This window comes from Pseudomonas sp. 1121_17 (assembly GCF_052850745.1).
In genome coordinates, this window is sequence record NZ_VXCX01000006.1 from 144,552 (window position 1) to 158,462 (window position 13,911).

Annotated in this window: 13 protein-coding genes; 8 read left to right on the forward strand and 5 right to left on the reverse strand. The window is 62.0% G+C overall.

Annotated features, from left to right (window positions below):
* The first annotated feature begins 2 nt into the window (after nucleotides 1-2).
* From FW789_RS13735 to FW789_RS13760, 6 genes are all read left to right on the forward strand, one after another.
* Entirely contained in the window at nucleotides 3-1,076 is a 1,074-nt protein-coding gene (locus FW789_RS13735; RefSeq protein WP_446431599.1) for a hypothetical protein, read from the forward strand.
* A gap of 192 nt (nucleotides 1,077-1,268) precedes the next feature.
* Nucleotides 1,269-1,913, forward strand: coding sequence for a sel1 repeat family protein (locus FW789_RS13740; protein ID WP_446431638.1), 645 nt, complete (start codon nucleotides 1,269-1,271; stop codon nucleotides 1,911-1,913).
* Between the two features lie 92 nt (nucleotides 1,914-2,005).
* On the forward strand, nucleotides 2,006-2,707 hold the full coding sequence (locus FW789_RS13745; protein ID WP_411561876.1) for an AzlC family ABC transporter permease: 702 nt from the start codon (nucleotides 2,006-2,008) through the stop codon (nucleotides 2,705-2,707).
* Entirely contained in the window at nucleotides 2,704-3,018 is a 315-nt protein-coding gene (locus FW789_RS13750; protein WP_101318495.1) for an AzlD domain-containing protein, read from the forward strand. The genes FW789_RS13745 and FW789_RS13750 overlap by 4 nt, the downstream gene beginning before the upstream one ends.
* The gene (locus FW789_RS13755) at nucleotides 3,015-3,848 is read left to right on the forward strand and encodes an AraC family transcriptional regulator (RefSeq protein ID WP_186699696.1); all 834 of its coding nucleotides are present in this window, start codon (nucleotides 3,015-3,017) and stop codon (nucleotides 3,846-3,848) included. Before FW789_RS13750 ends, FW789_RS13755 begins: the two co-directional genes overlap by 4 nt.
* A 60-nt stretch (nucleotides 3,849-3,908) precedes the next feature.
* Nucleotides 3,909-4,136 (forward strand): hypothetical protein, encoded by a 228-nt coding sequence (locus tag FW789_RS13760; protein ID WP_101318491.1) that lies wholly within the window; start codon nucleotides 3,909-3,911, stop codon nucleotides 4,134-4,136.
* A gap of 68 nt (nucleotides 4,137-4,204) precedes the next feature.
* Here the strand turns inward: FW789_RS13760 and FW789_RS13765 are convergent, their stop codons facing one another.
* From FW789_RS13765 to FW789_RS13785, 5 genes are all read right to left on the reverse strand, one after another.
* Entirely contained in the window at nucleotides 4,205-4,687 is a 483-nt protein-coding gene (locus FW789_RS13765) for a copper chaperone PCu(A)C (RefSeq protein ID WP_446431639.1), read from the reverse strand.
* 6 nt (nucleotides 4,688-4,693) lie between these two features.
* On the reverse strand, nucleotides 4,694-5,299 hold the full coding sequence (locus FW789_RS13770) for an SCO family protein (RefSeq protein ID WP_101318489.1): 606 nt from the start codon (nucleotides 5,297-5,299) through the stop codon (nucleotides 4,694-4,696).
* A gap of 234 nt (nucleotides 5,300-5,533) precedes the next feature.
* Nucleotides 5,534-6,118, reverse strand: coding sequence for a Fe-S biogenesis protein NfuA (gene nfuA, locus FW789_RS13775; protein WP_101318487.1), 585 nt, complete (start codon nucleotides 6,116-6,118; stop codon nucleotides 5,534-5,536).
* A gap of 58 nt (nucleotides 6,119-6,176) precedes the next feature.
* Nucleotides 6,177-7,211: an acyltransferase family protein gene (locus FW789_RS13780; RefSeq protein ID WP_103436952.1), complete on the reverse strand. Its 1,035-nt coding sequence runs from the start codon at nucleotides 7,209-7,211 to the stop codon at nucleotides 6,177-6,179.
* Between the two features lie 142 nt (nucleotides 7,212-7,353).
* The gene (locus FW789_RS13785; RefSeq protein WP_207073364.1) at nucleotides 7,354-9,663 is read right to left on the reverse strand and encodes a fatty acid cis/trans isomerase; all 2,310 of its coding nucleotides are present in this window, start codon (nucleotides 9,661-9,663) and stop codon (nucleotides 7,354-7,356) included.
* 164 nt (nucleotides 9,664-9,827) lie between these two features.
* Between FW789_RS13785 and metH the strand changes: the two genes are divergently transcribed.
* Nucleotides 9,828-13,535: a methionine synthase gene (gene metH, locus FW789_RS13790; protein WP_446431600.1), complete on the forward strand. Its 3,708-nt coding sequence runs from the start codon at nucleotides 9,828-9,830 to the stop codon at nucleotides 13,533-13,535.
* A gap of 102 nt (nucleotides 13,536-13,637) precedes the next feature.
* On the forward strand, nucleotides 13,638-13,856 hold the full coding sequence (locus FW789_RS13795; protein ID WP_101318479.1) for a DUF2970 domain-containing protein: 219 nt from the start codon (nucleotides 13,638-13,640) through the stop codon (nucleotides 13,854-13,856).
* Nucleotides 13,857-13,911 lie beyond the last annotated feature (55 nt).

The following is a 13,911-nucleotide window of genomic DNA, read 5'->3' on the forward strand; positions in this document are numbered from 1 at the left end:
TGATGAGCCTGATCGATAGCGCCACGGACGGCCAACTGCTTCCCTTGCAACTGGACTACCAGCGCTTTATGCAGCTGGGCAGCCGGCGTTTGCCGCAAACCCTGTACATGCACGAGCGGGGTTATCGCTCGGATACCATCAATACCGATGCATTGGGCTTGCGCTATAGCCACTGGGCGGGCAAGCGCTACTCGCCCGCCGAACGTGGCAGTACGGCGCGAGTCAACTTGCTGGTGGGCGGCTCGACCGCTTTTGGCATAGGCGCGAGCGGTGATGACGCTACGGTTGCCTCGCACCTGTCGGCGCTCACCGGTGAGGTCTGGCTGAGCCTGGCTGGCTGCGGGCTGAGCGCTACGCAAGAGCTGCTGCTGTTCCTTACACACCAGCATCGGCTGGGCAAGATCGGCCATGTGGTGATCCTCAGCGGGCTCAACACGTTGGCCCAAGAGGCCCTCAGCGAGTTGCTGGCCACGGGTTCCGACCCGCGTCAGGCATACTTGAACAGCTTCAATGAGACCTTGCAGGCACCGCCCTGCAAAGGCGTCGAGTCGCTCTGGCAACGCTTGCGCCAGGCGCTGGTGCCACACCGCGAGCAGCCTGCCTTGAGCTGGTCACTGCCGCCTGCGGACAAGCGCCTGATGCGCGCTGCCGACTGTATTGGGCGCACCTTGCGCCAGTGGGACCGCTTGCTGGCCGACAGTCATGCCACCCTCACCTTCATCTTGCAGCCGCTGCTGCCCTGGTGCCGCGAAACGGTGCCCGCGGCTGAGCAGGCCAGGCTCGATGCTTTGCAACAGCAGCCGGTACCGTTCGATCAGTTGCTGGCGGGCGTTTTCGATGCCGAACGGCACTCGGCATTCTTTCGCCGGATCAAGAACGAAGCCGATTCTGTCGCCTGTTATGACATGAACTGCATGCTCGACAGCTCACCGGTATTCGCCCAGTCACTGTTCGTAGATCGCTTGCATTTCAATGACTTGGGGAACAATACCTTGGCCAAGGTAATCACTGCCAAGCTGGGTCTGGCGCAGGATAAACAACGCTTGCGCAAGCTGACGCCGATCAAGCTCGTCTGATAAACGCAGCCATGGTCTATCGGCATGGGCATTGGGATGGCTAGAATAGCCGGTCATCGCTGTGATTTACCGAGGCATATGCGCATCTGCAAAGAACATCGAAGCTCCAACGCTGCCAACAGCGGCACGCCACGTTCAATCGTCACGCGTGCTGTGCTGTTCTCGCCCCTGCTCATCGCCCTGGCTGCGCCCATGGCATATGCGTTTGAGAGCCAGATCGACCCGCACGCTGATCTGCTCTACCGGCAGGCCTTGCCGCTGCTAGAGCAAGCCGACAGCGTCAGCGACAGCCCCTCGCCGCTACGCTCGGTTGCCGACAGCGACCCTGAGCTGAGCCGCCAGGGCCAGGCGCTGGCGCAGACCCTGCCGACCGCGGTGGCGTTGCTGAAAAAGTCGGTGGCGCTGGGGCATCCAGTGGCGCAATACCGGCTGGCGCTGTATTACATGACCTACCTGCCGGCCGCGCAGATTCCCGACGCTGCCTGCCCTTTGCTTGAAGCCAGCCTGCAGCAAGGCTTTGCCCCGCCCGCGCCGGCCATTTCGACCTGGTGCCCACCGTACAACGCCAGCCCGGCGTATCGCGACGCGATGGAAGCCATCCCCAACATGGCCACGCTGTACGCGCAATACTACCCGCAACCCGCTGTGCGCCTGGCCTGTAACCGCAGCCAGCCACAAGGGTTGCAGATGCAATGGGGGCGGCAGCGCGATTATCAGGCCGAGGTCTACCGGTTGCTGGGTGATCTGGACCCGCAGCATCGGCAGACCCTGCTGCAGAAGGCAGTAGAGATCAACGGCTGCGCCGCTGCGCAGCAACGCCTGACCAGCAATCGCTGAAGCACAGGCTGGCCGTAGACGAGCAAGATCGTTCAAGCCAGCCTTGAGCTGTTCTGCCATGCTGCGCTGCCTTGTTGTTTGCAGCCGTCATCATGCCCAGCAGTCAGCCAATCACTCGCCACGCCTTTCTCCACGGTGCCGTCGCCAGCCTGCCGCTGTCGCTGGCGGTGGCTCCCTGGGGCCTGCTGGCAGGCTCGATGGCCATCGAGGCCAACCTCACCCCATGGCAAGGCCAAGGCCTGTCGGCGATCGTGTTTGCCGGTGCAGCGCAGTTGGTGGCGATCGGGATGCTCAAGGGTGGCGCCAGCCTGCTGGCGATCCTGCTCACGACCTTGCTGCTGACCTCCCAGCATTTGCTCTACGGGCTGTCGATGCGCCCGCTGCTGTCGGGCCAGCCATTGCGCTGGCGGCTGGGCCTGGGCTTCCTGCTCACCGATGAATTTTTTGCGCTGACCAGCCACTACGACCAACAGCAGTTCAACCGCTGGTATGCCCTGGGCGTTGGCCTGACTTTCTACGTGGCGTGGAACCTGTTTACCCTGGCCGGCATTGTGCTCGGCCAGAACATCCCGCACCTGGACCAACTGGGCCTGGATTTCTCCATCGTCGCCACCTTCGTTGCCCTGATAGCGCCCACCGTGCGCAACGTGCCGGCATTGGTGTGCGTACTGGTATCGCTGTTCAGCTCGGTGCTGTTCACCTACTGGCACTGGGAGACCGCACTGATTGCTGCAGGGTTGCTAGGCATGGGTGCAGGCTTTGTCTGTCAAAAACTGGCTGGCGCACGGGCATGATCTGGCTATTGATTCTGGGCATGGGCCTGCTGGTATTTCTCAACCGCTACGCGTTTCTCGAACCGCGTTTACCGCTGCGCCTGAGCTCCAACGCACGGCAGTTTCTCGGTTTTGCCGTACCCGGCATGCTCACGGCCATCTGCGGGCCAATCATCTTTCTGCCTGAGCACCAGCTTGACCTGAGCCTGACCAATCCGTACCTGCTCGGTTCGGTGGTGGCTGTGGCGCTGGTGCTGTTGACCCGCAGTGTGCTGCTGAGCATGCTGGTGAGCATGTTGATCTTCTTCCTGCTGCGCAGCTGGCTGGCATGAGCACACCCCTGCGTGAACAAACCCACCTCTGGCAGGCGCCGGCACTTGGTGACGTCGAGATGCTGCACGCGCGTTATGTGCAGCAACGGTTTGCCCCGCATGTGCACGAGGGCTATGTGTTCACCGTGATCGAATCGGGCGCGCAGCGCTTCTGGCACCGTGGCAGCGAGCACCTGGCGCCGGTGGGCAGCATGGTCCTGATCAACCCCGACGAACTGCACACCGGAGCTACCGCGCACGAGAGTGGCTGGCGCTATCGTGGCTTTTATCCCGAGCATGCGCGGGTTACGGGCGTGCTCGACGAGCTGGAACTGAGCGGCCAGGGCATGCCGTACTTTCAGCAGAGCGTGATCAATGATCCCGCCCTGGCGGCGGCGTTCAGTCAGTTGCACCAGCTCTCGGAAGCCGGGGCTAGCGCCTTGCAACAGCAGACTGCCTGGCGCCAAGCGGTGCTGGCCCTGGCCCAGCGCCACGGCCAGTGCAGCGCGCCACGCGATCCAGGCTGTGAGCCGCTGGCTGTCGCCCGCGCCCGTGAGCTGCTGGAGAGCCAGCTCGCCGACCCGCCTTCGTTGGAGGCGTTGGCGGCGGCGGTGAACCTGTCTGCGTTTCACTTTGCCCGGGTATTCTGCCGCGCTACCGGGCTGCCACCGCACAGCTGGCTGAAACAACGGCGCCTGGCCCGCGCGCGGGAGTTGCTCAAGGGTGGCATGGCCGCTGCCGATGCCGCGTTCGCCTTGGGCTTTGCCGATCAAAGCCACCTTAACCGCCAGTTCAAGCAAGCCTACGGCGTCACCCCTGGCGCCTACCGCAGCGCCTGCCTGAGCCGCTGAGGCGCCCGGCAAATTCTGCCAGCGCTGCTACACTTCAAGCGCTGAACGGAGGAACCTGCCATGTCTGCAAAAGAGCTCAACACCCTGCTGACGTTGATGAATCAGCGCCAAACCCACTTGACCAGCGCGTGCAAGGAAATTGCCGCTTGGATCGACCGGCAGGGTGATGTGCCCGCAGCCGGCAAGATCCGCGACAGCTTGCGGGCACTGGAGGCTGAAGAAGCACAGGTGCGCAAAACGCTGACCTCGCTGAAGACCGACCGCCCGCTGCCACGTTTTCGCGGTTGATTCTCGGCAAAAAAAAGCCGCTCTCCAGGGAGCGGCTTTGTTTGCTGAGCGAATAGCTCCGGCAGCTGTCAGTGCTGATGCGCGTGCTCGTGGCCACCAGTGCTGCCATCGGCTGTCAGGCCGCGCACAGGCGCCTGGACCTGCAAGGTCTGCTTGGCGCCCTCGGCGTCTTCGATGGTCAGCGTCAGCGGCACTTGGGTGCCTTCCTTGACCTGCTCATGCAAGCCCATCAGCATCACATGGTAGCCGTTCGGATCCAGGCTCACGGCTTTGCCAGCAGGCAGCTCGATCGACTTGACCTGGCGCATGCCCATGACTTCACCGTTCATGGTCATCTCATGCACTTGCACGTCCTTGGCTACTGGCGAAGCGACCCCGACCAATTTGCTGTCGGTGGTGGCAGTCAGCACCATGAAGGCGCCGGTAGCGTGCTGCTGCGGCACGGTGGCCCGCACCCAGGCATCGCTGACGCTGGTCTCGGCCAGGGCCGGCAGCGCCATGCCCATCAGCGCCAGAGCGGCCAGGCCGCGCTTGATCGGTTGCAGCGAAATTGCCATTTAGCAGATCTCCATCAGGGTAAGCAGGTCTTCTGTGCATTCCTTGGCATTCAGGGAATGCCCCAGGCTCAGGCGCAGTGTGCTGCGCGAATCGTAGACGTAGCTGGTGGACGAATGGGAGATGGTGTACGTGTCGCCGGTGGGGACCTTTTCGTAGAACACCTTGAATTCCCGCGCAACCGCGGCGATCTCTTCCGGCGTACCGGTCAGGGCCGTGAACGATGGGTCGAACGCCTTGACATAGGCGTCAAGCACTTCGGGCGTATCACGTTCGGGGTCGAGGGTGATGAATACCACCTGCAAGAAGCCAGCATCGCGGCCCATCAGCTTCTTGATCTGGGCGGCACGCGCCAGCGCAGTCGGGCATACGGCCGGGCACTGGGTGAAGCCGAAGAAGATCATCGGCATGGTGCCGTAGAAGCTCGACAAGGTCCGCACATTGCCCTGGCTATCGGTCAGGCGGAACGAACGGCCGAGGATTTCGTTGCTCATGTTCTTGCCGTACTTGAAATCAAGGCCGCGCGCCGGGTTGCAACCGGCCAACAGGCCAAGCCCGAGTACGCCCATGCCGGCGACAACGGCACGCCGGCTCAACAGATCAGTCATGGAACCATCCTTTACAGGGAAGGTGCCAGCCCCTGGGCAGGGCCGGTCAAAAAGCCGCGGCATTCTGGCATGACCTCTGTTGGCTATCTACCCAACAAAGCCGGTGATCGGCCTGCAGCCCTTGTAATACGCGGCTGCGACCTGTTGTCGCGGGGGTTGAATCAGTAACAGATTGTTGCTAGAAGCGCGACCCGCGCGGTGCTGCCCGGGTCTGCTCGCACACCACCACCGCTATCAGTAGTAGGCGTTTTCTTTCTGGGTGTGGTCAGTCACATCGCGCACGCCCTTGAGCTCGGGGATGCGTTCGAGCAAGGTGCGCTCGATGCCGTCCTTGAGGGTCACGTCGGCCTGGCCGCAGCCCTGGCAACCACCACCGAACTGCAGGACGGCAATGCCGTCGTCGACCACGTCGATCAGGCTCACCGCGCCACCGTGGCTGGCCAGCCCTGGGTTGATCTCGGTTTGCAGGTAGTAGTTGATGCGCTCGTTGATCGGGCTGTCTTCATTGACCATCGGCACTTTGGCGTTTGGCGCCTTGATGGTCAGCTGGCCGCCCATACGATCGGTGGCGTAGTCGACCAGCGCGTCATCCAGAAACGGTTCGCTGACGGCGTCGATGTAGGCCGTGAAGCTTTTCAGGCCGAGGGCAGTGTCCTCTGGCTTCTCTTCGCCCGGCTTGCAGTAGGCAATGCACGTCTCTGCGTACTGGGTGCCTGGCTGGGTAATGAATACGCGGATGCCGATACCCGGGGTGTTCTGCTTGGAGAGCAGATCGGCCAGGTAATCATGGGCGGCGTCGGTAATGGTTATAGCGCTCATGGAAGTTCCTCACAGACTTGTTGGCAAGTGTACGCCAACCCAGGCCCCGAACAAAGTCCTAGCATTTGACTCGGGATAACTCCCAGGCTGGCTGCTGCGCCGAACGTGCGTCGATCCAGGCCTTCATCCGTTGATACAGGCCGCGTTCCAGCCATTGGTAGCTCAGCCACGACATTAGTCCAATGGACGGCACACAGAAGGCGAAGACCAGATAAGGGTTGAGTGCAAAACGCTCGCTGACGAACCAGCCGGCATGCAGCACCAGCACATGGATCAGGTATACCGAGTAGGAGCAGTCACCGAGCATCTTGAGCAGCTGGTTGCCACGGAAATACGGCTCAAGCGAGATGAACGCCAGCACCACCAGCGCGCTCGGCAGGCCCCAGTGCAGCAGGCGCAGCGACGCATCCAGTCGGTATAGGGCAAACCCGGCCAGCGCCAGCAATGCCAACGGCAACCACAAGCCCTCGCGGATCAGGCCTCGGCGGTAGAGCACGCCCAGGCCGATACCCAACAGAAATTCGTAGATGATGCCGTTGTTGTAGAAGTGACTGAGCACCCCCAGCCGCCCCAGAACTTCGCTGACCAGCAACAGCGCGGTCGTTACCAGCAGCAGGTGCAGACGCCGACGTACCATGAAGGCGAGGCCGAACAGCAGATAGAAGAACATCTCGAAATTCAGTGTCCAGCCCACATTGAGCGTTGGATACATGCCGTAGCCGCCGGGGTTTTCTGCCGGGATGAACAGCAACGACAGCAGCAGATGCTGCCAGTCGAACACCTGATGCGGCATCCAGCGGCTGGCGCCGAACAGCAGCAGGGCCATCAGCGCGGTGTAAAACCAGTAGGCGGGAATGATACGCAACGCGCGGTTGAGCAGAAACTGACTGGGGACGATGTCCTTGTCACGGGTCGACAGGTAGATCACCAACCCGCTGATCACAAAAAAGATATCCACCCCAACTGCGCCGCGCTCGGCGAGCAGGGCGCCAACGGGGCCGCTGGCGTGGAAGTCGAAGAATACCTGCATGAAATGGTGGCAAACCACCACCCAGGCGGCGAACGCCCGAAGTGCCTGAAGCGAGTACAACATGCAATGCCCTGTGGTCCTGGTGCATTCAAGCCTGGGGTTCGGCGCAGACGCGCCACCGAGAGCGGCGAGCCGAACCACAGACCACTTGCTATTGGGACCACGACATCGATGAAAAGATCAGCCCTCCTGCCGGGCGGTCAACTCACAGGTTTTCATAGCGGTTCATGTCCAGCACGCCTGCTTCCAGCGGCTCGGTCTCCTCGATAAAGGTATTCAGATCATGGAAGTACTGCCAGAACTGCGGGTGACTGCGGCGCACGCCCCAACGCATGACGATGCGCTCGAACTTGGCCGGATCGTCGCGCGCAGCTTCCATGTCTTCGACCCACTCCGGGACATCGCTGGCCGGGATGTTGAAGATGAAATTGGGGTAGCTGCTGAGCACGCCCGGCACCAGGGTCAGGGTGTCCAGACCCGGCTGATAGCGCGATTCCTCACCCAGCAGGAACGCCACGTTGCTGTGCGCACGGTTGCGCAGCAGGCTGTAGACCTGGCGTTGCCCACCCTGCCCTTCGATACGCAGCATGCTCGCTTCGGGCAGCTGATTGATTACCTTCAGGCCAGCAGCAGGACGTGATACCAAGCGGCTGAGGCTCTGCTCGACATCGCGAAACTCGGCGCTCATCTGCGGCCGCGAGCAGTACGCGCCCTGGCAGCGGTTGATCGGGTCGGGCGTGACATTGAGGCTCTTGGTGCGCTGCAGCAATTGCAGGCCGAAGTCGCGCTTGGGGTCACGTTCGTCGAGCTTGAAAGCGCTTGCCGTATCGGTGTCGATGTCTTCGTAATCCAGCCACATCTTGACCTTGCCGGTGGTCTGGTACCAATCGCTGAGGATCGCGCCGCGCTGGTCAGCGGGCATCAACCGCAGGAAATTGACCTCCGCGCCGTTACGGATCAGGTCGAAGTAGAGCCGGGTCTGCAACTGGTGCGAGACGTTGCCGAACACATCGAAGTTGACCGCCAGTTGGTAATAGGTGCGCTCAAGCAGCGGGTAGTCGAACAGCCAGGTAGTCAGTGGCACGTCGCCGATCAAGCCTTTGCTCACCGAGGCGCTGTCGAAGTGGCGGAAGATGCTCAGCAGCGCGTTGTCATTACCGGCCCACAAGGTCGACCAGCTCGGCGCGGGGGCCTCAGCATAGGCTTCGCGGCGCAGCTTTTCGTATTCGTTACGCTTGTCGCGGTAGGAATGCCAGAGGCTGATCACGCTGCCAACGTCGTCGATCTGGCCGGGCATGGCCAACAACGGCGTCGCCTCACCGCGAAAACGTGCGTCGGTGATGTACAGGTCATGTGCAGGCTCCTGGAACAATGCCCAGAAGTTGTCGCGAATCACATCGGTGGCAATCTGCCCACGGCAGACCGGCCCGCGGATGAATGTGCGCACGAAGTACTCGGCGTTATCCAGCATGAACTGGTAGCGCGCCACCGCCGGAATCGCTTCGAAGGTCTCGAACGGGTTTGCCCGGTGTCTTGGACCATAGCCTGGCAATGAGGTGGCATGCCAGTCGCCACTATAGAACAGCTGCTTGACCCGTTTGAGTTTCTGCGGCCCGAGCGGGTAGCTGATGTGCGTTTTGTGAACGATCACGCCTTGCACCGGGACCAACCGGTAATAGAAGTCAGTACCGGGCGGGTCGTTGGGTCGGCGAGTGGCGATGATATCGGCCGGCTGACCGCTGGGCGTGCGCGAACGCACCCACTGGAAGAAGTGCCCAGGCTGGCCACCGACGAAGTCGATATGGGCAAGAAACAGGTGTTCGTACAGCCAGCGACCGATCAACGCCTCGGATGAACCTGGGCGGTTGAGCAGCGCTTCCCACTCGGCGATCTGGCTGGCTTCCGCAGCGCTCGGCTGTAGCGCCTGGGCATCGACCGGCGCGCCGGCTGCCAGCCAGCGCTGCAAGGTCTGGTATTCCTGATCGGTCAGGCCGGTGACGGCCAGGGGCATACCTTCGCCAGGATGAACACCGGCGTAGGCATCGAATTCATGGGGCAACGGGCACATATTGTTGCGATTGAGGCCTAGCACAATGCTCTCGGGCAGTTTGGCGTTGGGCGTCAGCGGCGTCTTGTGGGCCAATTCGAGCATGCGCGCCATCAATGCCGCCTGGCTACCCTGGCCGTCGAGCACCGAATAGAAGCCCTGCTTGCGCCAGGCCTGCTCGCTGTGGGCGTCATAGAACAAACGTGTGGTCGGCACCGCCTGGCTGCGGTCACCTTGATACACCGGCACCTTGGAGGCGCCGCGCTGAGCGCCGTCGGCACTGCCCAGGTTGAGCTGGCAGGCAGCGTCGTTGCAGGCGTGGCAGGCCACACACTTGTTGGTAAAGATCGGCTGAATGTCCCGGGTGTAGGAGATTGCCGGGCTCGATTGCGGGGCCTGCCCCAGCGCCATACCGCTGACCGACAGGGCCAGCGTACCAGCTAGGGCAAGTAAACAGCGGTGTACCATGTACCGAATGTCCTGGTTTCGAATAAAGCCATCACGATGTATCTAACGGGCCGGCGGGATGCGCAAACATGAGAGAAATTCATGCAAAAGTCCTGCGCACCTAAAAACCGCGCAGCTTTGCTATCATTCCGCACCTTCTGTTTTTCGCCCGACCAGGTAGTCCTATGTCCGACCGTAGCGCTCGTCTCCAAGCACTCCAGCACGCACTCAAGGAGCGCATACTGATCCTCGACGGAGGCATGGGCACTATGATCCAAAGCTATCGTCTCGAGGAACACGACTATCGTGGCACGCGCTTTGCCGATTGGCCAAGTGACATCAAGGGCAATAACGATCTTTTGCTGCTGACCCAGCCCGATATCATTGCCGCGATCGAGAAAGCCTACCTCGACGCAGGTGCCGATATCCTCGAAACCAACACGTTCAACGCCACGCGGATTTCCCAGGCCGATTACGGCATGGAAGCGCTGGCCTATGAGATGAACCTGGAAGGCGCGCGTATTGCCCGCCAGGTGGCCGACGCAAAAACCCTGGAGACGCCAGACAAGCCGCGCTTCGTCGCCGGCGTGCTCGGCCCGACCAGCCGCACCTGCTCGATTTCGCCCGACGTCAACGACCCGGGCTATCGCAACGTCACCTTCGATGAGCTGGTCGAAAACTACATCGAGTCGACCCGCGGGCTGATTGCCGGGGGCGCCGACCTGATCCTGATCGAAACCATTTTCGACACCCTCAACGCCAAGGCGGCCATCTTCGCCGTGCAGCAGGTGTTCGAAAACGACGGCATCGAGCTGCCGATCATGATCTCCGGAACCATCACCGACGCCTCCGGGCGGACCTTGTCCGGGCAGACCACCGAAGCCTTCTGGAACTCGGTGCGTCACGCCAAGCCCATTTCGGTCGGCCTCAACTGCGCCCTCGGCGCCAAAGACCTGCGCCCGTACCTGGAAGAGCTGTCGACCAAAGCCGACACCCACGTTTCTGCGCACCCCAACGCCGGCTTGCCGAATGCCTTTGGCGAATACGACGAAACCCCGGCAGAAATGGCCGAAGTGGTCGAAGAATTTGCCGCCAGCGGCTTCCTCAATATCATCGGCGGTTGCTGCGGCACCACCCCAGGGCACATTCAGGCGATTGCCGAGGCGGTGGCCAAGTACCCGCCGCGGGTCATCCCGGAGATCGCCAAGGCCTGCCGCCTGTCGGGCCTGGAACCGTTCACCATCGACCGCCAGTCGTTGTTCGTCAACGTCGGCGAGCGCACCAACATTACCGGTTCGGCCAAGTTCGCCCGACTGATCCGCGAAGAGAACTACACCGAGGCGCTGGAAGTCGCCCTGCAGCAGGTTGAAGCCGGCGCGCAAGTGATCGATATCAACATGGACGAAGGGATGCTCGACTCCCAGGCTGCCATGGTCCGCTTCCTCAACCTGATTGCCGGTGAACCGGACATCTCGCGCGTGCCGATCATGATCGACTCGTCCAAGTGGGAAGTGATCGAAGCCGGTCTCAAGTGCATCCAGGGCAAGGGCATCGTCAACTCGATCTCGATGAAAGAAGGTGTAGATGCCTTCAAACATCACGCCCGCCTCTGCAAGCGCTATGGCGCAGCGGTAGTGGTAATGGCCTTCGACGAACTGGGCCAGGCCGACACAGCGGCGCGCAAGCGCGAAATCTGCCAGCGCAGCTACGACATTCTGGTCAACGAAGTGGGCTTCCCAGCTGAAGACATCATCTTCGACCCGAACATCTTCGCCGTTGCCACCGGCATCGAAGAGCACAACAACTATGCCGTCGACTTCATCGAGGCCTGTGCCTTCATTCGCGCTCACCTGCCCCACGCACTGACCAGTGGCGGCGTCTCCAACGTATCGTTCTCGTTCCGTGGCAACAACCCGGTGCGTGAGGCGATTCACTCGGTGTTCCTCTACCACGCGATCCAGAATGGCCTGACCATGGGTATCGTCAACGCCGGCCAGCTGGAGATCTACGACGAGATCCCGCCTGCGCTGCGTGAAAAAGTCGAGGACGTGGTGCTCAACCGCACCTCCGAGGGCACCGACGCGCTGCTGGCGATTGCCGACGACTATAAGGGCGGCGGCGCCACCAAAGAGGTCGAGAACGAAGAGTGGCGCTCGCTGCCGGTCGGCAAGCGCCTCGAACACGCACTGGTCAAAGGCATCACTGCGTTCATCGTCGAAGACACCGAAGAATGCCGGCAGCTGGCGACGCGCCCGATCGAGGTCATCGAAGGGCCGCTGATGAGCGGCATGAACGTGGTCGGCGACCTGTTCGGCGCGGGCAAGATGTTCCTGCCGCAGGTGGTCAAGTCGGCCCGCGTCATGAAGCAGGCGGTGGCCCACCTGATCCCGTTCATCGAAGCGGAAAAAGGCGACAAGCCCGAAGCCAAGGGCAAGATCCTCATGGCCACGGTCAAGGGCGACGTGCACGACATCGGCAAGAACATCGTCGGCGTGGTGCTCGGTTGCAACGGCTATGACATCGTCGACATGGGCGTGATGGTCCCGGCCGAGAAAATCCTGCAGACCGCCCGCGAGCAGAAGTGCGACATCATTGGCCTGTCCGGGCTGATCACGCCGTCGCTGGACGAAATGGTCCACGTCGCCCGCGAAATGCAGCGCCAGGACTTCCACCTGCCGCTGATGATCGGTGGCGCGACCACCTCCAAGGCGCACACCGCTGTGAAGATCGAGCCCAAGTACTCCAACGACGCGGTGATCTACGTGACCGACGCCTCGCGTGCGGTCGGCGTGGCCACCCAGTTGCTGTCCAAGGAGCTCAAACCGGAGTTCGTCGAGCGCACTCGCCTGGACTACATCGAAGTCCGTGAACGCACCGCCAACCGCAGTGCCCGCACCGAACGCCTCAGCTACGCCCAGGCGATTGCTGCCAAGCCCAAATACGACTGGGCCGAGTACACCCCGGCAGTGCCCTCCTTCACCGGCGTCAAGGTGCTGGAAGACATCGACCTGCGGACCCTGGCCGAGTACATCGACTGGACCCCGTTCTTCATCTCCTGGGACCTGGCCGGCAAGTTCCCGCGCATCCTCACCGACGAAGTGGTCGGCGAAGCGGCGACCGCGCTGTATCAAGATGCCCGCGAGATGCTCGACAAACTGATGGACGAGAAGCTGATCAGCGCGCGTGCGGTGTTCGGCTTCTGGCCGGCCAATCAGGTTGCCGACGACGACATCGAAGTGTACGGCGCCGACGGCCAACCTCTGGCCAAACTGCACCACCTGCGCCAGCAGACGATCAAGCCCGACGGCAAGCCAAACCTGTCGCTGGCCGACTTTGTCGCACCAAAGGACAGCGGCGTCAGCGACTATGTCGGCGGCTTCATCACTACCGCCGGCATCGGCGCCGAGGAAGTGGCCAAGGCTTATCAGGACAAAGGCGACGACTACAGCTCGATCATGGTCAAAGCGCTCGCCGACCGCCTCGCCGAAGCCTGCGCCGAGTGGCTGCACGAGCAGGTGCGCAAGGACTACTGGGGTTATGCCCGTGATGAACACCTGGACAACGATGCGCTGATCAAGGAGCAGTACAGCGGTATCCGCCCTGCCCCAGGCTACCCCGCGTGCCCGGACCACACCGAGAAGGAAACCCTGTTCCGCCTGCTCGACGGCACGGCCATTGGCGAGACCGGCCAGAGTGGTGTGTTCCTTACCGAGCACTTCGCGATGTTCCCGGCGGCAGCGGTCAGCGGCTGGTACTTTGCCCATCCAAAAGCGCAGTACTTTGCCGTCGGCAAGATCGACAAGGACCAGGTCGAGCGCTACAGCGAGCGCAAAGGCCAGGCGCTGAATGTCACCGAGCGCTGGTTGGCACCTAATCTGGGTTACGACAACTAAAGCCTGCCAGGGCTAGAGCCTGCCAGGGGCTGCTGCGCGGCCTCTGCCTGCTGAAGGTCTACACTGTGCATTGATCGCCTGCGCTACCTACAGGAGGCCAGCATGGACGACCCCAGCCAAGGCAAACCGCCGACCTTCTGGCAGATGCTGCACAGCGTGCTTGCCGCTGCCCTCGGCGTGCAGAGCGGTAAGAACCGCGCCCGCGACTTCACTCACGGCAAGGCCAGCCATTTCATCGCCCTGGGCGTGCTGTTCACGCTGGTATTCGTACTGGTGCTGATTGGCCTGGTGCAACTGGCCATGCACCTGACCGCCCGTTGAAAGGCAAGCCGCCCGTGGCGGTGCCTGCCACGGGCGGTTCAGGTTGCAATCACGG

Excerpts from the sequence above, each read along its gene's own strand:
- FW789_RS13735 (WP_446431599.1), top strand. The coding sequence starts at position 3 with ATGAGCCTGATCGATAGCGCCACGGACGGCCAACTGCTTCCCTTGCAA.
- FW789_RS13740 (WP_446431638.1), top strand. The coding sequence starts at position 1,269 with ATGGCATATGCGTTTGAGAGCCAGATCGACCCGCACGCTGATCTGCTC.
- FW789_RS13745 (WP_411561876.1), top strand. The coding sequence starts at position 2,006 with ATGCCCAGCAGTCAGCCAATCACTCGCCACGCCTTTCTCCACGGTGCC.
- FW789_RS13750 (WP_101318495.1), top strand. The coding sequence starts at position 2,704 with ATGATCTGGCTATTGATTCTGGGCATGGGCCTGCTGGTATTTCTCAAC.
- FW789_RS13755 (WP_186699696.1), top strand. The coding sequence starts at position 3,015 with ATGAGCACACCCCTGCGTGAACAAACCCACCTCTGGCAGGCGCCGGCA.
- FW789_RS13760 (WP_101318491.1), top strand. The coding sequence starts at position 3,909 with ATGTCTGCAAAAGAGCTCAACACCCTGCTGACGTTGATGAATCAGCGC.
- FW789_RS13770 (WP_101318489.1), bottom strand. The coding sequence starts at position 5,299 with ATGACTGATCTGTTGAGCCGGCGTGCCGTTGTCGCCGGCATGGGCGTA.
- nfuA (WP_101318487.1), bottom strand. The coding sequence starts at position 6,118 with ATGAGCGCTATAACCATTACCGACGCCGCCCATGATTACCTGGCCGAT.
- FW789_RS13780 (WP_103436952.1), bottom strand. The coding sequence starts at position 7,211 with ATGTTGTACTCGCTTCAGGCACTTCGGGCGTTCGCCGCCTGGGTGGTG.
- FW789_RS13785 (WP_207073364.1), bottom strand. The coding sequence starts at position 9,663 with ATGGTACACCGCTGTTTACTTGCCCTAGCTGGTACGCTGGCCCTGTCG.
- metH (WP_446431600.1), top strand. The coding sequence starts at position 9,828 with ATGTCCGACCGTAGCGCTCGTCTCCAAGCACTCCAGCACGCACTCAAG.
- FW789_RS13795 (WP_101318479.1), top strand. The coding sequence starts at position 13,638 with ATGGACGACCCCAGCCAAGGCAAACCGCCGACCTTCTGGCAGATGCTG.